The organism is Bacteroides sp. OF03-11BH (genome assembly GCF_003604005.1).
GTDB classification, from domain to species: Bacteria; Bacteroidota; Bacteroidia; order Bacteroidales; family Bacteroidaceae; genus Bacteroides; species Bacteroides ovatus.
In genome coordinates, this window is sequence record NZ_QTMW01000002.1 from 30225 (window position 1) to 54275 (window position 24051).

Below are 24051 nucleotides of genomic sequence, written 5' to 3' on the forward strand. Positions count from 1 at the left end.
ATGATAATTTTAGGGTTCACCACAGAGGCCACGGAGAACACAGAGTTCTTCTCTCTTTTTTCCGTAAGTAAAACAGAGCGATAAATACGATGATAAATACGTGAGACTCTGTGTTATTCTATAGTGAATAAAAATAGTAAACCTCTGTGTCCTCCGTGTCCTCTGTGGTGAAATATAAATTCCTATTTACAGCTAATTAAAAGTAGAATCCGAATCCTATCTTCACACCGAAACGTGAATTATCAGAATCATCAAAACGCCATTTATAATAAACTGCCGGTTCGATCGTTACAGTTTTGGAGAGAAAGTACGCATATCCGGCTTCAATGCCCAATCCCCAATCGTTGTTATGGCTACCACCCTTGTAACGGACCCGTTCCCAGTCAAAACCACCCCCAAGATAAATCCCCGTTGTATTGAAATAACAACGCATTCCTGTACCTAGTGTATATGTATCCTTCGGTTGCGACCAGTCTGCTCCAATATTTACCATCAAAGCAAAACCATCTGCCAAAAATGTACCGGCTTGCGCACCAATACCAAACTTGGCATCATCATTTTTACTGTAAGAAAAATCCAGTCCTGTCACAGAAGGGTTGAGAATCATCGTTCCTTTCTCAAATTGTGCCTGCGCAGTAAAAGAGACTGCTAATAAGCAAAGAACCAAAGCTAATTTCTTCATAAACTTATTTTTTTAAGTGAATAGATTGTTCGTCTTTTTTGCGGCGTTCACGCATTTGTTCCTTTTTTCGAAGCACCAGCCAAAGAAGGAGGACGATGACATAAGAAACCACCACCGTAATTATTTTTTCTGTCAGGCTGACTTCCGTATTACGAGGCAACAAATAAGCCGCTGTTACGGATACATAAATAAGGAATGCAAGCGCAACTCCTGTCGATTTTCTTATTTTCTTCATTCTGATAATTTTCTTGTTTTTTGCTTGCTTATCCAGATATAGAACCAAACTGCCGCAACTACTACACACGCTATACCAACGCCATAGGAAACTGCATGCGAAAGCCCCAATCCTTCAGGAGCAATACATATATAAGTAGAACATACACATGTCATAAACAGTGCCGGTATCAAAGTGATGATATAAGTTTTCTTAGATACCGCCAGAAAAACCGTTATAGCCCACAAGGTAAACACAGCCAGCGTCTGATTCGCCCAGGCAAAATAACGCCATATCATATTAAATCCGTTTGCGTCAAGCAAGCTATACAAAAGCAGACCGATAGCAAGGACAAACATCGGAATGCAAATATATAAACGACAGCGCATACTTTTTTGTTCCATACCCAGGAAGTCTGCCACAATCAGACGTGCCGAACGAAAAGCCGTATCACCCGAAGTAATCGGAGCGGCAATCACTCCCAAAATGGCAAGTACGCCTCCGACAGCTCCCAGCCACTCCTTCGTTATAGAATCTACAATAACGGAAGCATTGCTTTCTTCCATTCCGTTTTCATGGAAAAAGTAAGTAGCGGCAGCAGCCCAAATAAGAGCAACAATGCCCTCGGTAATCATTGCACCGTAAAACACCGGACGTCCATGCCGTTCCGAGGTCATACAACGTGCCATCAACGGGCTTTGCGTAGCATGAAAACCCGAAATGGCACCACATGCAATACTCACAAACATAATCGGAAAAATAGGAAGCTCACTTGCTTCGGGATTTGTATTTTGCAAACCATCCCAAAGTTCAGGCAAAGCCGGATGGTTAACGTAGAGCATCACCAAAATGCCTACTGCCATAAACAACAAGGCAACCGCAAATATAGGATATATTTTACCTATTATTTTATCAACAGGAAGTAGGGTCGCCAAAATATAATAGAGGAATACAACCACAATCCAAAACGTAGCATCCAAACTTTCCGGAGTGAGTTTTGCCAACAGTCCGGCAGGCCCCGCAACGAAAACCGACCCCACCAGAATCATTAAAATGACAGTGAATCCTCTCATCACCTGCTTGGTAGTCAGTCCCAAATAACGTCCTATTATTTCCGGCAGACTTTCACCTCCATTACGCAAAGAAAGCATTCCGGCAAAATAATCATGCACTGCACCCGCAAAAATACTTCCCAACACAATCCACAAGTATGAAGAGCTACCAAATTTCGCTCCCATGATTGCTCCGAAAATAGGACCTAATCCGGCAATATTAAGAAATTGAATCATGAAAATCTTCCAAGTGGGCAATGGAATATAGTCCACTCCATCAGCCTTTGTAAGAGCCGGTGTTTTACGGTCATCAGGACCAAAGACGCGTTCCATCAGGCGTCCGTACGTAAAATAGCCTACTACCAGTGCCAGCAGGCATAGAGTAAATGTAATCATAGCGTGTCGTTTTTTAGCTTGGCAAATGTAACATAATCTCACGAAACAGCCCAACAATACCGACACTTTTACTAACTTTGCAGGGATTTAAAACAAAAAATAAAGAATATGCGTCGATATATTTTCATTCTTTCACTTTTGTTTCCTTTCCTCTCAATGGTTGCGCAACCCAAACATGAAGTTCGTGCCGCATGGGTCACAGCGGTGTACGGACTGGATTGGCCTCGTACACGTGCAACAACTCCCCAAACAATTCGCAAACAGAAAGAAGAGTTAATAGATATTCTTGATAAGTTGAAGGCTGCCAACTTCAACACTGTCCTATTTCAAACCCGTACACGTGGAGATGTATTATATCCTTCAGCAATCGAACCATTCAATTCAATCTTAACTGGAAAGACAGGAGGAAACCCCGGCTATGATCCACTGGCTTTCGCCGTTGAGGAATGTCATAAACGGGGAATGGAATGTCACGCCTGGATGGTAACTATTCCGCTGGGGAATAAGAAACATGTTGCTTCGCTCGGAAGTCAGTCCGTCACCAAGCGGATGAAAGATATCTGTGTCCCTTACAAAAGTGAATATTTCCTCAACCCAGGGCATCCGGCTACGAAAGAGTATTTGATGAAACTGGTACGGGAAGTCGTAAGCGGTTATGATGTGGACGGAGTACATTTTGACTATCTGCGTTATCCGGAGAATGCTCCCCTTTTCCCCGATAAATATGATTTCCGCCGATATAATAAAGGACGTACGCTGGATCAGTGGCGCCGGGATAATATCTCCGAGATTGTACGTTATATATATAAAGGTGTAAAAGCGATGAAGCCTTGGGTAAAGGTAAGTACCTGTCCGGTAGGAAAATACCGGGATACATCACGTTATCCTTCCCGTGGATGGAATGCTTTCTTTACCGTTTATCAGGACCCACAAGGCTGGATGGGAGAAGGGATTATGGACCAGATTTATCCGATGATGTATTTCCAAGGAAACAATTTCTATCCTTTTGCTCTCGACTGGCAGGAACAAAGTAACGGACGACAGGTGGTTCCGGGACTTGGCATTTATTTTCTTCATCCTGATGAGGGTAAATGGACACGTGACGAAATTGATCGTCAGATGAACTTCATCCGCAGTCAGAAAATGGCAGGTGAAGGACATTACCGGGTGAAATATCTTATGGAAAATACACAAGGTATCTACGATGAATTGGCTGAGAATTTCTATGCATATCCAGCTTTACAGCCTCCTATGCCTTGGCTGGACAATGTTCCGCCTACGGCTCCGTCCGAACTAAAGGTTACTGATATCAACAATGGATATACGGAATTAAAGTGGCAGGCTGCTACCGACAATGATTCGCGTAATAATCCGATGTATGTCATTTATGCATCAAATGAATTTCCAGTAGATACTAATCGCCCGGAGAACATTGTTGCACAAGGCGTTCGGGAGACAAGTTATATCTATGCTCCTATCCTACCCTGGAATGCTAAGAAACATTTCGCAGTTACGGCTATTGACCGTTGCGGAAACGAAAGTGCGGCGGTACAGAAGTAAAATAAACATGCCTATACTGGTATGAACTTCCCAGCAAAATAATCTAGTTCTACTTCATTCCAGTTTTCCGGAATGGAATGATTAACAATAACAAGTAAGGCGAACGATAGTCACATGGCATGTGATTACTTGTTTCATGCAATGAAACTTTTTGTTTCTCGGTGTGGAACCAATGGTTTCACTGCATGAAACTATCAGTTTCACACCGAGAAACCATAACTTCGATATAATATCACAAAAACACGCTTTTTGAGATAAACACCCACGCCCGATAACTACTCTTTTTATGAGCCGGCACCAATGACAAATAGCCTGATTTTATTCTTCCTTGTTCTATTTCCAAAGGATAAGCCTCCTCCATTTCTTTGTGTGCTCTCCAGGCTGTTCCTTCCGTAGGGTAATAGCTTATTTGAAAAGCTCCTGTTGAAGTAGGATAGATATAATGGTCATAAATATGACGCGCCACCACTCCCATATTCATCCGCAAGTTGATTTCCACGCAGGGATGAATACGATAAACAGGGGAATCCGGGAAACGGCAGATCATCATATCCACTCCCAAATAACCATTATAAATAGTTCCGAACCGAAGAAGCAACTCTTGTTCAAGACGGTTACGCAGCTTATAAATTTCTTCAACAGGGATATATTCCGAAAGGTTCCGTTCGATGGCAGCATCCGAAATCAGCAAATTACCCTCATATGCCCCACTCCCACCCGTACGGAATTGAGAATATCCGGCAAAGTCAAATCTACCGTTACCCGAAGAACGAAATTCCATAGCGAAATCTTCCATCTTATTATATAAAGGTTCACCAATAACACCTCCTTGCTGATTGCCAATGCGTGAGCACCAACCGGAAATGGAAGGAGTATATACACCTTTGCACCAGTTCAATCCTTTTCCACTACCGGATAAAGGAGCTTTCAGTAAACAAGTATCATGTGATTCTACAAATGACTTCCATTCTTCGGGAATCGTCAGGTAAAAAGACTCTCCACAAAAACAAGCTCCCAGTTGTAACTGTGGTAATAGTTCCACAGCGCAGGAACGATGGGAACAAGAACGCAGTTTATCCAATTGCTCAATAGAAGGAAGTTCGCTTTCTTCCACTCCCAAATCCAACAGTCGTTTTCTTACTGCTATATCCCAGCCCCAAGGATGAATATCCAAATTCCGCTCGGAAGCAAGTTCAGGTTCTGTCATCAAATCAACCGAAAGTCCTAATAATTCCTGTATCTTCTTCACATAATCGAGATTATAAGCGGAAGGAGCCAATACAACACTTCCCTCTTCCGCATACCACATCGGCAACAAAGTCAATTCGGATGCCATTTGCCGGGCGGAAGCCGGTGCCATATAGTTTGTTTCACCGCTGGCTAACGCCAAATCATGTTCCGGATTGAATATATAAAGAGCCTTTTTTGTCATTTTAAACGAATTCAAAACTTTATTCTGCAAATATATACAGGAAATAATCAGGAATAGCTACAATAAACAGAAAGTTGGAATTAAAAGCACAATTTTGCCATCTCTACTTTGCAAATCCTAAAAAAAGCAGTATATTTGCCACCCGAAAAACAAAGAACTGAAATGGAATCATTCTATCGCACACACGCCTACCTCGTTGAGCACACCAATGCCCCCGTTCGCCGCGATCTTATGGACGAGATCGACTGGAGCGACCGCCTGATTGGTATCAAAGGGACACGTGGCGTAGGAAAAACCACTTTCCTTCTCCAATACGCCAAAGAAAAATTCGGGAACGACCGCTCCTGCCTGTTCATCAACATGAACAACTTCTACTTCTCTGGCCACAGCATTGTAGATTTTGCTAACGAATTCCAGAAACGTGGTGGAAAAGTATTGTTGATCGACCAAGTGTTCAAACACCCGGAATGGAGCAGAGAGTTGCGCATGTGTTACGACCGTTTTCCTAATTTGAAGATTGTCTTTACCGGCTCATCCGTAATGCGACTGAAAGAGGAAAATCTTGAACTGCGTGATATTGCAAAGAGCTATAACCTGCGCGGATTCTCTTTCCGTGAATTCCTGAACTTGCAGACAGGCATGAAATTCAGGGCATACAGCCTCGAAGAAATTCTTAGCACTCACGAACAGATTGCCAAAGGAGTACTCTCCAAAGTTCGTCCGCTGGATTACTTCCAGGATTACCTGCATCATGGATTCTATCCATTCTTCCTCGAGAAGCGTAACTTTTCGGAGAATCTGCTGAAAACAATGAACATGATGGTAGAAGTAGATATCCTGCTCATCAAACAAATTGAACTGAAATATCTTTCAAAGATAAAAAAATTACTATATTTGCTCGCTGTCGACGGACCGAAGGCTCCCAATGTGAGTCAACTGGCAAGCGACATACAGACATCTCGCGCCACGGTGATGAACTATATCAAGTATCTGGCAGATGCGCGACTCATTAATCTGGTTTATCCGAAAGGAGAAGAATTTCCTAAAAAACCTTCGAAAATAATGATGCACAACTCCAACCTGATGTATTCCATCTATCCGGTGAAAGTGGAAGAGCAGGATGTGCTCGACACATTCTTTGCAAATTCTTTATGGAAAGACCATAAGGTACATAAAGGAGATAAAAACGTCTCTTTTATGGTAGACAAAGTAATGCCGTTCAAAATTTGCCAGGAAGGCGCAAAGATCAAGAACAATCCGAATGTAACGTACGCGTTGCATAAGGCTGAAATAGGTCGGGGCAACCAGATACCTCTCTGGATGTTCGGCTTTTTATATTAAAAGATTTATTTACTTAAATATTTAATTTAGTTATGACTAAACAGAAGAAATTCATCACTTGTGATGGTAACCAGGCTGCAGCGCATATCTCGTATATGTTCTCTGAAGTAGCAGCTATCTACCCCATCACTCCTTCTTCGACTATGGCTGAGTACGTAGACGAATGGGCTGCCGCAGGACGTAAGAACATCTTCGGCGAAACAGTATTAGTACAGGAAATGCAATCTGAAGGTGGTGCTGCCGGTGCAGTTCACGGTTCTCTTCAGGCTGGTGCGTTGACTACTACTTACACTGCTTCCCAGGGTCTTCTCCTGATGATCCCTAACATGTACAAAATTGCCGGTGAGTTCTTGCCTTGCGTATTCCATGTATCTGCTCGTACATTGGCTTCTCACGCATTGTGTATCTTCGGTGACCACCAAGACGTAATGTCAGCTCGTCAGACTGGCTTTGCTATGTTGGCTGAAGGCTCTGTACAGGAAGTTATGGATTTGGCTGGTGTTGCTCACTTGGCTACCATCAAATCTCGCGTTCCGTTCATGAACTTCTTCGATGGTTTCCGTACATCTCACGAAATCCAAAAGATTGAAATGTTGGAAAATGATGATCTTGCTCCGCTGATCGACCAGGAAGCTTTGGCTGAATTCCGTGCCCGCGCACTGAACCCGATGAAACCGGTAGCTCGTGGTATGGCTGAAAATCCTGACCATTTCTTCCAACATCGTGAATCATGCAACAACTACTATGAAGCAGTTCCTGCTATCGTAGAAGAATACATGAATGAAATTTCTAAGATCACAGGTCGTAAATACGGTTTGTTCGATTACTATGGTGCAGAAGATGCAGAACGCGTAATTATCGCTATGGGTTCTGTAACAGAAGCTGCCCGCGAAGCTATCGACTACCTGGTAGCAAACGGCGAAAAAGTGGGTATGGTTGCCGTACACCTGTATCGTCCGTTCTCTGCTAAACACTTCTTGGCTGCTGTACCTAAGACTGCTAAAACTATCGCAGTTCTTGACCGTACTAAAGAACCGGGTGCTAACGGCGAACCTCTTTACCTTGACGTTAAAGACTGCTTCTACGGTGCAGAAAATGCTCCGGTTATCGTTGGCGGTCGTTACGGTTTGGGTTCAAAAGATACTACTCCTGCTCAAATTCTTTCAGTATTCGAAAACTTGGCTATGCCAATGCCGAAGAACCACTTCACTATCGGTATCGTAGACGACGTTACTTTCACTTCTCTTCCTCAAAAAGAAGAAATCGCTTTAGGCGGCGAAGGTATGTTCGAAGCTAAATTCTACGGTTTGGGTGCTGACGGTACAGTAGGTGCTAACAAGAACTCTGTAAAGATTATCGGTGATAACACTGACAAACACTGCCAGGCTTACTTCTCTTATGACTCTAAGAAGTCGGGCGGTTTCACTTGTTCTCACTTGCGTTTCGGTGACAATCCAATCCGTTCTACTTATCTGGTAAATACTCCGAACTTCGTTGCTTGTCACGTTCAGGCTTACCTGCACATGTACGATGTAACTCGTGGTTTGCGTAAGAACGGTTCTTTCTTGCTGAACACAATCTGGGAAGGTGAAGAACTGGCTAAGAACCTGCCTAACAAGGTTAAGAAATATTTTGCACAGAACAACATTTCTGTATACTATATCAACGCAACACAGATTGCACTGGAAATTGGTTTGGGTAACCGTACCAACACAATCCTTCAATCTGCATTCTTCCGTATCACAGGCGTTATTCCTGTAGAACAAGCTGTTGAGCAGATGAAGAAATTCATCGTTAAGTCTTACGGCAAGAAGGGTGAAGACGTTGTTAACAAGAACTATGCTGCCGTTGACCGTGGTGGTGAATACAAGACTTTGGCTGTTGATCCTGCTTGGGCTAACCTTCCGGATGACGCAAAAGCTGAAAACAACGATCCTGCATTCATCAACGAAGTAGTTCGTCCGATCAATGCACAAGACGGTGACTTGTTGCCGGTATCTGCATTCAAGGGTATCGAAGACGGTACTTGGTATCAAGGTACTGCTAAATACGAAAAACGTGGTGTAGCTGCATTCGTTCCTGAATGGAATCCGGAAAACTGTATCCAGTGTAACAAGTGTGCATACGTTTGTCCTCACGCTTCTATCCGTCCGTTCGTACTCGACGCTGAAGAGCAGAAGGGTGCTAAGTTCGAACAACTGAAAGCTGTAGGTAAAGCATTCGACGGTATGACATTCCGTATCCAGGTGGACGTTCTCGACTGTCTGGGTTGCGGTAACTGTGCTGACATCTGTCCGGGTAATCCGAAGAAGGGTGGCAAAGCATTGACAATGAAACACCTCGAAAGCCAATTGGCTCAAGCTGAAAACTGGACTTACTGTGCTGAAAACGTGAAGACTAAACAACATCTTGTTGATATCAAGGCTAACGTGAAGAACTCACAGTTCGCTACTCCGTTGTTTGAGTTCTCCGGCGCTTGCTCTGGTTGTGGTGAAACTCCGTACGTGAAATTGATTTCTCAATTGTTCGGTGACCGTGAAATGGTTGCTAACGCTACCGGATGTTCTTCTATCTACTCTGGTTCTGTTCCTTCTACTCCGTATACTACAAACGAAAACGGACACGGTCCTGCTTGGGCTAACTCACTGTTCGAAGACTTCTGTGAATTCGGTTTGGGTATGGAACTGGCTAACGAAAAGATGCGTGCTCGTCTCGTGAAAGTGATGAACGAGGCTATTGCTGCTGATTGCACTCCTGCTGAAGTAAAAGAACTGTTCGCTGAATGGATCAACAATATGCTGGATGCGGACAAGACTAAGGAATTGGCTGCTAAGATCATTCCGGTTGTTGAAGCTAACAAGGATAAATGTAACCACTGCAAACAAATCGCTGAACTGCAACAATATCTTGTAAAACGCAGCCAGTGGATCATTGGTGGTGACGGTGCTTCTTACGATATCGGTTACGGTGGTCTTGACCATGTAATCGCTTCCGGTAAGGACGTTAACATCCTCGTTCTGGATACTGAAGTTTACTCTAACACAGGTGGTCAGTCTTCTAAAGCTACTCCGGTAGGTGCTATCGCTAAGTTCGCTGCTGCTGGTAAGCGCGTACGTAAGAAAGACCTCGGTCTGATGGCTACTACTTACGGTTATGTATATGTTGCACAGATCGCTATGGGTGCTGACCAAGCTCAAACTCTGAAAGCTATCCGTGAAGCTGAAGCATATCCGGGACCATCTTTGATTATCGCTTACGCTCCATGTATCAACCACGGTCTGAAAGCAGGTATGGGTAAGAGCCAGGAAGAAGAAGAAAAAGCTGTTAAGTGCGGTTACTGGCACTTGTGGCGTTACAACCCGGCTTTGGAAGAAGAAGGCAAGAACCCATTCCAATTGGATAGCAAAGAACCGAACTGGGAAGATTTCCAAGGTTTCTTGAAGGGTGAAGTTCGTTACGCTTCTGTAATGAAACAATATCCTACTGAAGCTGAAGAACTGTTTAAAGCTGCTGAAGAAAACGCTAAATGGCGTTACAACAGCTACAAACGTTTGGCTAGAGAAAACTGGGGTGCTGAATAATAGTAATACCCTATAAATATAAAGCGGTAATCTTTGATAAGATTACCGCTTTTTTATTGTATGAACTCTGTCCAACATAAACAGTACTCCCTTTTTCCCACTAGAGTTCATGTCTATTTTATATTTAAAATTAAGAATAACAATGCTCCAATCTATTTATTCTCTGACTTCGGAATCCAACTATCCACCAACAGCCGATGCTCATCCCTCCATTTACGGGCTATTTCTTCTTCATCCATCCTGGCATCCTTCATAGCTGTCATAAAAGAGCTAAGTTCTTCTGTCGTTAGTTTGATGTTGCCAAAGAATTCGGCAGCAAACGGATCTTTCTCACTGAATCCTTTCCATGCAATAGCATGTATTTCTTCCAAGTCTCCATATACTTTCTTCGGATCATCCAAGAATTTCAAGTCAAACTGGTCGAACATCCAATGCGGTGTCCACCCCGTAATGACAATCCATTCTCCTTTGTCCATCGCTTTTTTCAAAGAAGCCAGCATGGTGGAACTACTTGAAGTCATGAGGGTATACCCATCAAGTCCGTAAGCAGCAATGGCCTTATCGGTCGTCTTCATTATCCCTGCTCCCGCATCAATTCCTACTATTTCAGAAGAAAAACGGTCTTTGTTAGCTTCCAGCTCACTAATAGACTGGATCGTAACATATTGAGGAACAACCAGTCCTACACGGGCTTCTCCATATACCTCCCCCAAAAATTCGATGCTGTCTCCATACTGATCCATATAATCTTTCATCGTTATTGGTAACCACGCATCCAGAAACACATCTGATTTCTTTCCTGACATAGATACAAAGATGGGGGCAAGGTCAGCATTTTGCAGTTCAACCTCATATCCATGCTCTTCCAATACCACCTTGGCCAAATGACTCATGGCAATACCTTCCAGCCAATTGGCATAGGCTATTTTTACTTTCTTTTTCTCTAAATCTGAATTAGTACAGGAAGCTAGCAAAAACATAGCTGACAATGCTATTCCTACTATTTTATATATTCTCATACGTATTTTATCCTTTCCGTTTAGTTCTTATTTTTTCGTCCTGCCATTCCTTGCGTGATACGGTCTAAGATGATAGCTAAAATAACTACTGCTATACCACCTTCAAACCCAAGTCCGATTTTCATTTGGGTAATACCTTTCAATACAATTTCTCCCAGACCACCGGCAGCAATCATGGCAGCAATTACAACCATAGAAAGCGACATCATTATTGTCTGGTTGACACCAGTCAGGATGGTGGGCAACGCCAAAGGAAGCTGCACTTTATACAATAACTGCCAACGGGTAGCCCCGAACGAACGGGAAGCTTCCACTACATTTTTAGGAACTTGCCGGATTCCCAATCCGGTAAGGCGGACCACAGGAGGCATAGCAAAGATAATGGTGGCAAACACTCCCGGCACTGCTCCCAATCCGAAAAACAAAACAGCAGGAATCAGATAAACAAAAGCAGGCATCGTCTGCATCAAGTCGAGAACAGGACGAAGTATTTTCTCTGCACGCGGACTGTTTGCCGTCCACACTCCTAAAGGTACACCAACAATCAGAGCCAGACAGGTAGATGAAAAAACGAGAGCCAGGGTTTGCATAGTAGCCTCCCAAAATCCCATTCCATAGATCAGTAATAATCCCAATGCGGTGAAAATTGCCGTACCGCGTCCTGCTTTCATCCATGCGAGTGTAGCAAGTACCAAAATGGTTATATAAAAAGGTATTCCGAAAAGTATGTGTTGGAATCCTATAATAAAACTACCGATGCCCGCATTCACGGCATCAAAGAAAGTGGAAAAATGTACCATCATCCAATTGATGGCCATCTCTATATATTGTCCTATATTTATCATAAATCTATTGCGTTTTGAATTATTTCGTTTATTTCTTCTTTATCTTTCCCGGTCACTTCGATGATTAAGGATGAAAGCGGGATTGTTCCTAAAAACTCGCGCGTCTCATCAATCACCCATACCGGCGAATTGCTCTTTGTCATTAGAGGAAGTATATCCTCCAACACCGTATCCTCCAACACAGAATGTACTTCTGTACGCACAATCGTTTCAATGGATTTTTCCTGTTTGCTACGTAACTTAAGCAAGTCGTTCAGACGTACTTCTCCGACCAGTTTATCATCGGCGTCTATGACAGGTAATACGGTGATATTCTTCGCACGCATCTTACGAATCAATACTTCGGGACCTTCTTTCTTCAGACGGGCCACCAACGGTTTGTCAATCATTAAAGAAGAGGCGGTAATAATTTTGCTCCTATCCACGTTTTCAACAAAACGGGCTACATAATCGTTAGCCGGTTCAGTCAGGATTTCCTCCGAAGTACCTACCTGCACCACTTCTCCGTCTTTCATGATGGCAATACGGTCACCTAGCTTAATTGCTTCACTCAAGTCGTGGGTAATAAAAACAATCGTCTTTTTCATCTTTGATTGCAAGGCCAGTAGTTCATCCTGCATCTGTACGCGAATCAGAGGATCGAGAGCAGAGAAAGCCTCATCCATTAAAAGCACTTCAGGATTATTAGCCAGAGCGCGAGCCAGTCCGACACGCTGTTGCATTCCACCGGAAAGATCGCCTACCATCTGATTTTCATATCCTTTCAATCCGACAAGCTTCATGCTTTCCATCGCTTTCTTCTCACGTTCCTCTTTCTTCACTCCCTGAAGTTCGAGGCCGAACGCGATATTGCTCAATACGGAACGGTGAGGTAACAGACCGAAATTCTGGAAAACCATCGCCAGCTCTTTCCGGCGAACGTGCAATAATTCTTTTTCGGAAATTTTAGATATATCTACTCCGTTTACAAGCACTTGCCCGGCAGTAGGACGTATCAGACGATTGATACAACGCAGTAATGTCGATTTTCCACTTCCCGAGAGTCCCATTATCACGAAAAACTCTCCTTCATTAATTGAAAGATTGGCATCTTTCACTCCTACCGTACAACCGGTATCTTTCAGAATTTCCTCTTTACTCTTATCTTTTTTCAACATCTTGAGGGCTTTCTGCTTCTCGTTACCAAAGATAAGGTACAAATCCTTTATTTCTATTTTACTCATATAATATATTGGTTTAGATTATAATATTTGTTTTGTTTTCAACTGCCGCATTCCTTATTCTCACTTACGATAAACAAGTTGAATGTTCGCATGGTTCAGTCATGTCACATGATAACATGACGGTCCGACGTTTTTTTAATGGTTTAAAAAAAACAGACAGAGTAGTTTAAAAGGAATAGAATTTGATAAGATTATCCTCTTAATGAACAGTAGAAAACAGTATTTTCATAAATAAATAACAGTCTGCTCTTGCATATTGTTGGCACAAAGGTAAGGAAAATAGATTAAATATGCAAATTTCATTCAGGTACGGAGTAATTCCAAAGATGCTTTTTCAAGTCTACGCATCCATTTTGTTTGAAAGAGATCCCTTCTTCCAACAAGAGTTGTTTCTGCTCTGTCCAACCCGGAACAAGCCGTCCCGACGCATTGACAACCCGATGACAAGGCGCAGATAAATCATCCGGAATCTGTTTCAAAGCACGCCCCACCATACGGGAACATTGAGACATTCCCAATAATGCGGCAATTCCCCCATAGGTAGAAACTTTACCTACCGGAATTTCTCGGACAACCTGATACACCTCTTGACAAAAAGATGCGGAAAGGCTCGCCTTATCTACTTTATAATCTTTCATCACTCAAACATTACTTTATTTCAGTTCCAAAACTAGATAAAAAGAAAAGAATTTGCAAATAATAAAAGCATTTCAAATAAAATATGCAACTTTATTTGCTTTATTTACAAATAATCCCGACCTTTGTACCCAATAAAAGCAACCCTATTATTAACAAAACAAGCACTGCTGTTATGAAAAAGAAAACTATCCTGTTCGCTTCTTGTTTATTGGGAGCACTGGCTTTCAGCTCCTGTGAGAAGAACCTTTATGATGAAAGCAAACAACCCGAGAAAGAAAAGAGAATAACAGACTTGAATATTCCTGCTGACTTTGATTGGGCTGATTCTCAAAACGCTAAAGTTAAATTCACTTGCCAAACAGCAACTACAATCTACGTATACTCTGAAAAAGATTGTAATGAGAATAGTCTAATGTTACAAATGGATGTGGATGCAACCACAAAAGAACTCCCACTTGAAATACCAGGATACTTAGAGAATGTATATGTGAAATATGAAGGAGAATCTAACGTATTCACTATTCCCGTTGAAAATGAAACGATTTCCATTTCAACAGTTCCTAAAACAAAAGCATTAGCCGGCAAAGCAGCAGCCAAAAGTGGAATGAATATATTTCAATTTTGCTATCCACAAAGTCGTGGTTATGCAACAGTTATGTTTGAAGACATGTATCCAAGTTTAGGTGATTATGATTTCAATGACTTTGTTGCATGGTACAAACTTCAAATACCAGAATTCTATCTTGATTACAAAAAAGGTGGATATTGTACAGAATATCTCTATATAGGATTCCAAGTCAGAGCTATTGGTGGTGTTTATGATTATGACCCATATATACGTCTGACTGATGTTAAATACGATGAAATCAATCTAAATCTAACTTCTGATTATCAAGATGAAAGATTCAAGATTCGAAAAGGACCAAACGGAGAAGTGATTCTTGTCTTTGAAAAACCTTCTATACCAGAGGGGTATAAATACTTTAATACCGATCCGAACCAAATGACCAAACCTGATCTGTTTGCTCCGTATATATATCTGCACTTCAAGTCATCAGTTAGAGTAGAAAGACTACAAAATAGTAAGGTGGATATATATCTGGCTAAGAAAAATCATGGACAGGAAATTCACCTTAAAGATTATAAATCTGTTTACGGTTCTCCACAAGAGAAATATGCAAATGAGAAGAATTTTGTATGGGGATTCAAAATACCGGCAGCAATATATCATGCCACTGAAACAACCAGCTTCCTGGAAGCATATCCCGATTTCGAAGCTTGGGTAACTAGCGGAGGAGAACAAAAGAAGATGTGGTGGGAGAACTGGAATAGCAAAAAATTGATTATCAATTAATCAACATATAGAATAAAGAGGTTACAAAACTTCATATTACTTATTCATTTAGGCGCGGATTACGCAAAACATGAATCAATCAGTCTCATGTTTGCGCAATTCGCGCCTAAAGCATACATATACCAGATTTACTATAATATCCAATCAAAGAAATAAGTTCTATCCTTTCCTCTTCAACAAATCTGTCGGACTCTCTCCAAACTGTTCTCTATAACATTTAGTAAAATAAGAAGGAGAACTAAAACCAACTTCATAACCTATCTCTGCCACTGTCATATCCGACGAGGCAAGCAGAGAAGCAGCTTTCTTCAAACGAGCTATACGAAGCAGTTCATTCGGAGAATAATTAGTCAGAGATTTAATCTTGCGGTAAAGTTGCACACGACTTAATCCCATATCCTTACCCAAATCTTCTACATTCAAATTTGAATCTCCCATCTTTGCCTCAATCAGAGCTTTGAATTTTTCCACAAAGTCTTTATCCATATCACAGACATCCTCTTTCGCCAACGTTTGTCCGTCACCAAAAAACTGTTTCAGGCGGCGGTGTGAATCTATCAGATTACGAACGCGTGCCAATAGTAATTGCGAACTAAAAGGTTTGGATATATAGGAGTCTGCCCCACCATCATATCCTTGAATCCGTTGTTCGTCCAGAGAACAGGCTGTCAGCAGAATGACAGGGATATGACACGTTTGCAATTCGCTTTTCAAGCGACGACAACATTCAATTCCATCTATTCCGGGCATCATTACGTCGGAGATAATCAAGTCCGGGACATATTTCATAGCTTTACGAATACCTTCCGAGCCGTCTGCAGCTTCTATAACAGTATAATCAGTATGAAGCAATCCATGCACATATAAGCGAATATCAGCGTTATCATCAATAATCAGAACGCAAGGTTTGGAAGAGTCGTAACTTTTTTCCAATTCCTCTTCTTCGTAAGTTAAAGCATCATTCAAGCTCGAAGAACCGGAATAACCGGAAGTTGCAGGAGTTGCCGGAATCCCAGCAACGGCAGAGGTTGCAGCATCGGTGGAGGTTACAGAAGTAGCAGGGACAGAGAATGCCGGAGAGTTTTCAGAAACAACAGTCTCGCAAGTCTGTACAGGCAAATCAACGGTAAAGATAGTTCCTTGCTTTTCATCACTTTCCACTGTGATGGTACCTTTATGCAATTCCACAAAAGCCTTTACCAATGCCAGTCCAATACCCGAACCGGCATGGTGCATATCTATCTTATAGAAACGGTCGAAAATATTCCGGATATGCTCCGCAGAAATCATTGAGCCGGTATTGGCAACAGTAAAGCGAATCCAACAATGATCGTCTTTAGTCAGGGAAGACAAGCGTACAGTTACTTTTCCATTCTCCGGAGTAAATTTGAAAGCGTTGGAAAGGAGGTTGAAATAGATGCGTTCCAACTTTTCTACATCTGCCAATGTGCGGTAATCCGTATCCGGTATATAATCGAATGAGAAATGAATATGTTTCTTCCGGGCTGCTGCCATGAAAGACTCGTTCCATCCCTCAAAAGAAGAAAGAATGTCTAACGAAATAGGAGTATATTCCATTTTTCCATTCTCGTATTTACGAAAATCCAGAATCTGATTGACAAGACGCAAGAGGATATTCACGTTTCGCTGAACTAACAATAACATTCGGCGCTGATCTTCACTCAAAGACGAATCAGCCAGTAAATGCTCTACCGGGTCGGCAACTAATGTCAGTGGAGTACGAAAATCGTGAGATATATTTGTGAAGAAAACCAGCTTGGCATGAGTCGCTTCTTCCAGTTGATGAGAAAGCTGGATAAGCTGATCCCGCTGTTCTTCGAGTTTGTCACGCTGTTCTTCAAGAATATCCCGTTGCTCTTCGAGTTTATCGCGCTGTTGCTCTACTTGTTTCTTCTGTTCGGACAACTCTTTATTCAGGCGATTCTTGGAACGGAGGGATTTATAGACTACCAACAACAATCCCGCTACTAATAAAAGAATAACCAAGCCGCCATACATCACGACCTGTTGTGTAGCTACACGCGACAGATACCCACCGATACGTCCGTTCAATGTTTCAATCTTCTGATCCAGTTCCGAGATATGGGTAGTCTGAAGTTGCATAACGTGCGCGTTCGTGCGGTCTACAACGGCAGTATTCATGACCGTTTCGCGAGGATAAGACTTCTTCTCAAGAATATTCATGGCCAGTTGCATCACTTTGTCCCCATTAGTCGGATAAATAAAAGTTGCATCCAGCACATTGTCAAGCACCAATTCAAGCCCGTTTCCTTTGCCGGGCAGGGCATCAATGCCAACAAAAATCATTTCCTTTTCACGTCCGGCTTTCTTCGCAGCTTGATAGGCTCCCGGAGCGATACGGTCGTTATGTGCATATACCGCATCAATCTTCGGATGACGGCGAAGCATACTATCCATTTCCACTTCTGCCGGTTCACGTTCCCAGGCAGCATCCGCTTTATCAATCAGTTTGATATCCGGATAATTGCTGATAGCAGCCATAAATCCCTGATGGCGTTCCATGGCAGGGGTGGAACCACCCAGTCCGGTAAGCTCCACTACATTCCCTTTCCCTTTCAGACTTGATGCGATATAATTTCCTACCGCACGACCTATTTCATAATTATCGGCACCGATATAGGCAGTATATTTATCAGAAAGTATCTTCCGGTCTACAAGAATGACAGGTATTCCTTTCTGATAGGCCTCCTCCACAATTGGAGTCATGGGAGCCGCTTCATTGGCGGAAATTATCAATAAATCAACTCCTTTATCTATAAAATAATGAACATCTTCCGCCTGCTTACGGTTATCATCCGCCGCCGAGCGGATTTCAACCGATACTCCATCATAAAACATCGCTTCGCGAAGAATCTCATCATTCATCTTGTGCCTCCAAGAGTCATCGCTACATTGGGCCACCCCAATACGGAAACGAGGCGCATCCTGCCGACAGGCCGCCAAGCCCAAAAGACAAAACAAGACTGTTATCCACTTCGTATATTTCATCGCTTCAATCATTCCCTTTCTTTCGTATATCTTTTGTATTTCTTTCTGTAATCCAAATTTCTCTCCCCGCATTATTTGCATTCACCACCGGGAAATACATCAGTTCCACTTTCACAGGGTTCAGCGTATATTTTCCAGTAAAGCGTGGAAGCAAAGGAACCGTAAACTGATAAGTACCTACCGGTAATTTTTCGCTAAAGATAACAGTTTTCTCTTTAAAATACTCACGATATACTTCAGAACGGGAGAAATTAACAGGTTTTGAGGCATAACTACAACCTGCCGGAACAGGAACTTCGAGCATCACATATTGCGCACCCTCCTGTTTCACCTGCAAGGTAACTGTCAATGTAACAGGTACACCCGCCACCAAAGAGTCTTTTTCCAAAGTCACCTCCACCTTGAAAGCATCACTCTGACGAGCATTCATCACACGCTTCATTGAATAGACACTATACAATAAAGGCTCTTTTCCCGTTTTTGAAATAAGCAGACTGTCGCCTGCTGTCAGCCGGGTATGGTAAGGAAAATCCGTAATCCGTTGGTGATCCTTACCGCTCACAGATACCGATGTTCCTGACATCCCTCCGGAATCTGCCAGCAAATCGGTCAGAACAGTTGCCACAGCCGAAGAAGCCTGGTACGTATTCCATCCGCGCTCCTTAGTCCGCAAAATATACAATTGCATATTTTCTTTCAACTTCCACAGAGAAGAGTCATTTTTAATAATCCGGTAGGCTATCAATGTATTTATCAGCTGATTTCCCTCCCAATAATAAGTACGCCGTCCGTCGTCACAGTAAACACCTCCGAGCAGATCCTTTTTCAGATAAGGACGTACACTATCACCCACATTCACCGAATCCACCTGTTGCTTGATTTCCCAGAGAAGCAGTTTCTCTTTCAGGTAGGAAAGAGGACGATAATACTTGTTTCTGCCAGCCAATGAGTCTTCTTTCTGTTCCAGTTGCCGGACGAAAGGTTCCAATAATCTGACTGCCGAAGAATAATCCGCCTCCACTTTCCACTCATGAAGAGCATGAAGTATTTCTATATCTTCCAGTTTCATTCCTCGATAAGGACGCGTATGAGCATACTCCACTTTCAAACCATTCAGATTCAACTCCACAGGATAACCTGCATCTTGCGCCATCTTCAAAGCCCGCAGAATATGTGCAGACATCCAGAAAGAAGTATTTTCAGAGTTCCCCCACCACGACCATAACTGATGTTTGTTCTGATGATTCGTCAGTCGATGGATAATAGATCGGATCGCTTTGTCTACTTTCACCTTTTCCCCCTTACTCTGCATATACTGTTGGTAAGCCAGCAGACCGATCAACTTGGATGCCAGCTGCTCATTGCACAAATATTTGTATCCTGTCAGATAATTCACCGATTCTTTATAGATATCCAACTGATTATCGGTGATACTCACCATCACTTCTTCATCCTCGCCGGATTGCACTTTGACCGTCTTTGCATCGGACAGAATACCCAATGTGCCCTGTGCCAATTCAGTTCCCTGTGGCAGTATCGGAATCGTATATTCCTCTCCATCCTGATAGCCATCGTCGCGAGTGAAAAGATAGCTGATGGTCACGCTATCGGCATGAACTGCCTGCATCGGCACTGTTTCATGAAATCCCTCCATGAAACTCACTTCCTGCCGTTTCAACGTATCCGTTCCGACGCAGAACTGTGTCTTTCCGGCTATGTGCTGCCCATCCAGATAATTGCGGATAGTCCCGACCACCGTACTCTGATCCCCCTCCACCAGGAAACGGGGAGTTTTCAACTCCGCCATCAACGGTTTGTAAGAGCGGACGAAACGTCGGAAAGTACCCGTCTGCAAACGACGGTTCATGCCATAAACGACAGTTTCCCATTTCGTCACATTATCGGGGAAAGTTGTTTCAAACTGTACCGTTCCGGTTTTATCCGTAAACAAACGAGGCTGCCAGAAAGCCACATCCGAAAAATTCCTACGTAAGCCATTCAATTGCATCAGTTCATTATACAACTGTTCGTTATCCGCTTCTTCTTTCGCTTTCTGATCTTGCTCTTCCAGTTTCTCCAAAGGTGCGGTTGCAGCAGCAGAAGAAGAACTTACCATTAATCCGGCAACAGCCCCCGTCAACGAAGATCTTGAACGCATGCCGTATCCTACAACGACCACTTCCTCCAGCGCCTGACTATCTTCTTCCAAAGTAACCAACAGATTGGCTCCGGGAGTTGCTCTCATCTCCTGCTGTTTAAAGCCGACATAACTAAACAAAAGCTGATCCCCTCCCCTGTCACAATCCATTTCGAAATATCCGTCCATGTCGGTGATCGTTCCCTCCGTCGTTCCTTTCACCACCACGCTGCACCCGATTAAAGGCTCTCCGGTAGCATCCGTTACATAACCGGAGACTTTACCGCCGTAATTGCGTACATACTGCCTGATCCTCATTTCCCTGTGACCAGGAAAGTTTGTACCGATCCTGCCAATTCCTCTTCCCAGCAAGAGCCACCCTGCTGACAACGAATCGCGTTCGTGTAGAGGCAGAGATTCCATATCTACATCCAGATAGGTATATGATTGTATCGTCAGAGCATCCTGTTTCAGATACTTTCCATTGTTATAAAGCAAAATCGCATCATACGTTCCGGCAGGAAACTTGGAATATATTCTATTCATTTGCACCAAGGTATCCGGATAAACCAGTTCTCCGGTAGTGCAGTCTTTAAAGAGCAAGTTAGCCACTCCGGTAGAATCTTTTTCTTCCGGAAGCCGGAAATTCAACGTCTTATCCGGCAGGGAGAAATAAATCCGGGTGGGATGCCAACTCTTTCCCTTGCGAAGTTCGGCCACCAGACTACGGAATCTTTCCGGTGATAAATGGTAATCATTCAAAGTCGGAATCTTTGCCACAGACGAAAAATTCAGATAAGCCGGGCACAGTTCCTCATCCTTATATTTATAAACCACATTGCCCTCGAATTCATAAGAGAAACCTCCCTCGTGCCGATACAACACACCATTCATATATTTCCAAGGTCCCGCCTCCACAGGACCTGCCAATATCTTTTTCTTGTAGCGCGACAGCTCCATGAGTGAAACCGGAAACAGCTTTCCATTATGTTTGAGCGAAGTATATACCGCCCCATCCATCACTGGAAGACGGCAAAGATACCGTTCATAACGCTTCTTCTCTTCCGAAGTAAACTTATACTCATCATATTTCCCTTTCCTCTGCCGCAACCAGACTACTTCCACTCCTTGCGGCAACTGATTCATATCGAAACTTAAAATCGTTTTCTTGCCCCGGTCGAAAGCCAGAGAATCAATGATGAAAGCCCTGTCGTGCATTCGCAACATTATCTTCTGCTTTCCCGACGGATGCAATACAGGAAAAGAATACTGCTTAGGCTGTTCCGTCCACGAAAAATAGCAGGGAACATCGTTCTGCTCAATCACATAGATATTCACCGCCCGCCCGTTCAGCATCACATAAGGAGCAAACTGGGTGGTTCCATCCGGTGTATCAACCGTCTGACGGAACAGATTTCCCGAAGGATAAGCAAACTGATAATAAGGCAACTTATCCAAATGAAGCAACTGGTTCCAATGCTGATAATCCAATGTGCCGGTATGTAGATACCCTTTTTGCTTCATTGAGTAGGAAGCACGTTGCTCGCGCGGACGGGGTGCACTCCCGTAATAGGGTAAATCGGGTACGTGATAATCCAGCTGCGTGTTGACCGCAAAAGCTGTCAGATCGACGTTGGATACCGGACGCCCTTGTATATTGGTCACGTTCAATTTTGTTTTCACTTTCTGACCGGGATACACTCGTTCCGGCAAATCAGATTCAATCACCAGCCGTTCGGAAGGTGAAGTGTACGAGCGTTTCAACATACATTCCTTATCCCCCATGAAATAAAATACTTCTACGTAATAGACGGAAGAGGGATCGATCTCTCCGGATTTGTGTTCCATCTCTTTTCCCGAACCTTTCTGCAACAGGCGGTTGCCTTGATACACATACCAGGAAAGTTCCAGCTGCAAAGGATTGGAAAGGGAGACACAGAACGAATCTTTTTCTATGCCGCCATTCAGTTCCAGTTTGGAGTCAAGTGCGGCGGAAGCAATCGTCGTTTCATATCCTGTTTCCGGTATTTTGAAACGATAGTCCGTCACCGCCTGATTGAACGGTTCGCGATAGGGCAAACGCACTTTCTTCACTTCTTTCTTTTCACCATAGGTCAGTTCGGCCGCCACAGGACGCTCCACTCCCAGGTCGAAGAATGAAAAGCAAATAGTATCCGCCTGCGTAGTGCACTGCATATCATAGCACGAATAGTAGAAAGTCGCTTTGCTCTGCTGCTCCAAACGGTTATTGTCTGCCGTAAGCAAAACTACATTCACCGTATAGAAGCAATCGGAAGCTCCGAATATCCGAGCAGGAATATCTACCGAAGCTTTCCCGGAAGCATCCAGTTCCGCCTGCACGGACATCAGTGTATCGGGCAAAGAAAGTATCTGCGCATACGACTTCAGTACCTGCTGTCTGCCGACAGTCACTTCTACATTCACCTCCCGCAAAGGAAGTCCGTTGGCATCCGTTGCACTGATATCCATGCGGTTACTCTGCGATGCATATTGCACATTCGAAGCCAGCTTCACCAACAACTTGTTTCCGTTCAGTTCGTAGTCTTCATATTTGAAATTGGTGGAGGCTACGATGCGTCCCCGCTTATCACGAAGCTGTACGGTATATCTCTGATCGAGCTTCAGGTTCAATGAATCCGCCAACAGGAATTCTCCGGCGAAGCCTCCCGGATGGTAAGGGACGACGGACATTATCTTCTTATAGTCACGCCAGGAAGAACCGACACGCATCCACAATGAAAGTTCCTGTTTCAGAGGACGTTTATGTTCGGAGAGAGCATAAGACTTGAAACGGACAGTTTCGCCCGGTCTGTATTTATTCTTGTCAGTAATCAGGTAACTATAAAACTCCGGTGCATCTTGCCGGTCATAATCATTTTTATACCAGGGTGGTACAAGGTGTTTCCTCAAATCGAATACCGCACGAAACTTATCCACTTCAACCGTCAAAATGTGCTGTTCTTTCTGGGACCAGTTATCGTCAGTATATGTCTGACTGTCTTCATCGTAATAAACAACCTTGCTGCCTACCCGCACTTTGGCATCTTTCCTGATTGTTCCCCCGGCATCAACCACCTGCAAGGTAAGTACACCATACTCCTTGAAAAGGAAAACATGAAAAGGAATCACCGGAGCATAACGGTAATGAACTTCGTTCCGCTCTACATCAGCCAGCAGAAAATGCCCTTTGACCGGAGGGTTGTTCCAAGTTTCCGTGAAACGGGCAAAAGGAGTCTGCTGTATTTTTTTCCACTGTTTCTGTCGGAGTTTGCCTTTGAGAAGTTTCAAGGCCTCTTTGTTGGTCAGTTCGAAAACGATCGTTTCGGAAGAGGCATCGTCCCAGAGCATCGGTTGTCCGAATGCTCCATTGGCAAAAAGCAGGACTCCCAATAACAACAGGCTCTTTAGCTGGCATAGCATTGTGTTCATGGTATTCGATAAATAGATAGATTGAGAACAAAAATAGAAAATAAAACTGTGAGTATGCTATAAATCACCCGATTATTCGCAATCTTATCCTCTGAA

At 43.3% G+C, this 24051-nt stretch carries 14 protein-coding genes; 4 read left to right on the forward strand and 10 right to left on the reverse strand.

The features are described from left to right. Positions 1–196 precede the first annotated feature (196 nt). From DXA54_RS01870 to DXA54_RS01880, 3 genes are read right to left on the reverse strand one after another with little or no spacing between them, the layout of a single operon-like run. Complete coding sequence (locus DXA54_RS01870; protein WP_004327036.1) at positions 197–682, reverse strand: outer membrane beta-barrel protein; 486 nt, start codon at positions 680–682, stop codon at positions 197–199. A 4-nt stretch (positions 683–686) separates the two neighbouring features. After that, on the reverse strand, positions 687–917 hold the full coding sequence (locus DXA54_RS01875; protein WP_004327038.1) for a hypothetical protein: 231 nt from the start codon (positions 915–917) through the stop codon (positions 687–689). Beyond that, positions 914–2344, reverse strand: coding sequence for a carbon starvation protein A (locus DXA54_RS01880; RefSeq protein ID WP_120078863.1), 1431 nt, complete (start codon positions 2342–2344; stop codon positions 914–916). Before DXA54_RS01880 ends, DXA54_RS01875 begins: the two co-directional genes overlap by 4 nt. Before the next feature lie 108 nt (positions 2345–2452). Between DXA54_RS01880 and DXA54_RS01885 the strand changes: the two genes are divergently transcribed. Next, the gene (locus DXA54_RS01885; RefSeq protein WP_004304437.1) at positions 2453–3904 is read left to right on the forward strand and encodes a glycoside hydrolase family 10 protein; all 1452 of its coding nucleotides are present in this window, start codon (positions 2453–2455) and stop codon (positions 3902–3904) included. 232 nt (positions 3905–4136) lie between these two features. Here the strand turns inward: DXA54_RS01885 and DXA54_RS01890 are convergent, their stop codons facing one another. After that, positions 4137–5336, reverse strand: a complete 1200-nt coding sequence (locus DXA54_RS01890; protein ID WP_120078864.1) for a hypothetical protein — start codon at positions 5334–5336, stop codon at positions 4137–4139. Between the two features lie 162 nt (positions 5337–5498). On the opposite strand from DXA54_RS01890, the gene DXA54_RS01895 reads away from it, so the two are divergent. Both DXA54_RS01895 and nifJ read left to right on the forward strand, forming a co-directional pair. After that, positions 5499–6677: an ATP-binding protein gene (locus DXA54_RS01895; protein WP_120078865.1), complete on the forward strand. Its 1179-nt coding sequence runs from the start codon at positions 5499–5501 to the stop codon at positions 6675–6677. Between the two features lie 32 nt (positions 6678–6709). After that, the gene (gene nifJ / locus DXA54_RS01900; RefSeq protein ID WP_087318461.1) at positions 6710–10258 is read left to right on the forward strand and encodes a pyruvate:ferredoxin (flavodoxin) oxidoreductase; all 3549 of its coding nucleotides are present in this window, start codon (positions 6710–6712) and stop codon (positions 10256–10258) included. Positions 10259–10410: 152 nt separating this feature from the next. On the opposite strand, the gene DXA54_RS01905 is transcribed toward nifJ, so the two are convergent. The 4 genes from DXA54_RS01905 to DXA54_RS01920 all read right to left on the reverse strand — a co-directional run bounded on the left by DXA54_RS01905 (position 10411) and on the right by DXA54_RS01920 (position 13983). After that, on the reverse strand, positions 10411–11277 hold the full coding sequence (locus DXA54_RS01905) for a glycine betaine ABC transporter substrate-binding protein (protein WP_120078866.1): 867 nt from the start codon (positions 11275–11277) through the stop codon (positions 10411–10413). Positions 11278–11297: 20 nt separating this feature from the next. Next, entirely contained in the window at positions 11298–12122 is an 825-nt protein-coding gene (locus DXA54_RS01910) for an ABC transporter permease (protein WP_004307076.1), read from the reverse strand. Further along, the gene (locus DXA54_RS01915) at positions 12119–13345 is read right to left on the reverse strand and encodes a glycine betaine/L-proline ABC transporter ATP-binding protein (RefSeq protein ID WP_120078867.1); all 1227 of its coding nucleotides are present in this window, start codon (positions 13343–13345) and stop codon (positions 12119–12121) included. The genes DXA54_RS01910 and DXA54_RS01915 overlap by 4 nt, the downstream gene beginning before the upstream one ends. A 299-nt stretch (positions 13346–13644) precedes the next feature. Further along, positions 13645–13983 (reverse strand): MGMT family protein, encoded by a 339-nt coding sequence (locus DXA54_RS01920; protein WP_004307078.1) that lies wholly within the window; start codon positions 13981–13983, stop codon positions 13645–13647. Positions 13984–14156: 173 nt separating this feature from the next. Here DXA54_RS01920 and DXA54_RS01925 point away from each other — a divergent pair, with 173 nt between their 5' ends. Next, positions 14157–15338: an LruC domain-containing protein gene (locus DXA54_RS01925; RefSeq protein ID WP_243647626.1), complete on the forward strand. Its 1182-nt coding sequence runs from the start codon at positions 14157–14159 to the stop codon at positions 15336–15338. 159 nt (positions 15339–15497) lie between these two features. Here DXA54_RS01925 and DXA54_RS01930 read toward each other — a convergent pair whose 3' ends face one another. Both DXA54_RS01930 and DXA54_RS01935 read right to left on the reverse strand, forming a co-directional pair. Further along, positions 15498–18368: a substrate-binding domain-containing protein gene (locus DXA54_RS01930; protein WP_371682929.1), complete on the reverse strand. Its 2871-nt coding sequence runs from the start codon at positions 18366–18368 to the stop codon at positions 15498–15500. A gap of 4 nt (positions 18369–18372) precedes the next feature. Beyond that, positions 18373–23955 (reverse strand): carboxypeptidase-like regulatory domain-containing protein, encoded by a 5583-nt coding sequence (locus DXA54_RS01935; protein ID WP_120078869.1) that lies wholly within the window; start codon positions 23953–23955, stop codon positions 18373–18375. Positions 23956–24051 lie beyond the last annotated feature (96 nt).

Bases quoted from the DNA above. Each gene is read 5' to 3' on its own strand.
- DXA54_RS01870 (WP_004327036.1), bottom strand. From the start codon at position 682: ATGAAGAAATTAGCTTTGGTTCTTTGCTTATTAGCAGTCTCTTTTACT.
- DXA54_RS01875 (WP_004327038.1), bottom strand. From the start codon at position 917: ATGAAGAAAATAAGAAAATCGACAGGAGTTGCGCTTGCATTCCTTATT.
- DXA54_RS01880 (WP_120078863.1), bottom strand. From the start codon at position 2,344: ATGATTACATTTACTCTATGCCTGCTGGCACTGGTAGTAGGCTATTTT.
- DXA54_RS01885 (WP_004304437.1), top strand. From the start codon at position 2,453: ATGCGTCGATATATTTTCATTCTTTCACTTTTGTTTCCTTTCCTCTCA.
- DXA54_RS01890 (WP_120078864.1), bottom strand. From the start codon at position 5,336: ATGACAAAAAAGGCTCTTTATATATTCAATCCGGAACATGATTTGGCG.
- DXA54_RS01895 (WP_120078865.1), top strand. From the start codon at position 5,499: ATGGAATCATTCTATCGCACACACGCCTACCTCGTTGAGCACACCAAT.
- nifJ (WP_087318461.1), top strand. From the start codon at position 6,710: ATGACTAAACAGAAGAAATTCATCACTTGTGATGGTAACCAGGCTGCA.
- DXA54_RS01905 (WP_120078866.1), bottom strand. From the start codon at position 11,277: ATGAGAATATATAAAATAGTAGGAATAGCATTGTCAGCTATGTTTTTG.
- DXA54_RS01910 (WP_004307076.1), bottom strand. From the start codon at position 12,122: ATGATAAATATAGGACAATATATAGAGATGGCCATCAATTGGATGATG.
- DXA54_RS01915 (WP_120078867.1), bottom strand. From the start codon at position 13,345: ATGAGTAAAATAGAAATAAAGGATTTGTACCTTATCTTTGGTAACGAG.
- DXA54_RS01920 (WP_004307078.1), bottom strand. From the start codon at position 13,983: ATGAAAGATTATAAAGTAGATAAGGCGAGCCTTTCCGCATCTTTTTGT.
- DXA54_RS01925 (WP_243647626.1), top strand. From the start codon at position 14,157: ATGAAAAAGAAAACTATCCTGTTCGCTTCTTGTTTATTGGGAGCACTG.
- DXA54_RS01930 (WP_371682929.1), bottom strand. From the start codon at position 18,368: ATGAAATATACGAAGTGGATAACAGTCTTGTTTTGTCTTTTGGGCTTG.
- DXA54_RS01935 (WP_120078869.1), bottom strand. From the start codon at position 23,955: ATGAACACAATGCTATGCCAGCTAAAGAGCCTGTTGTTATTGGGAGTC.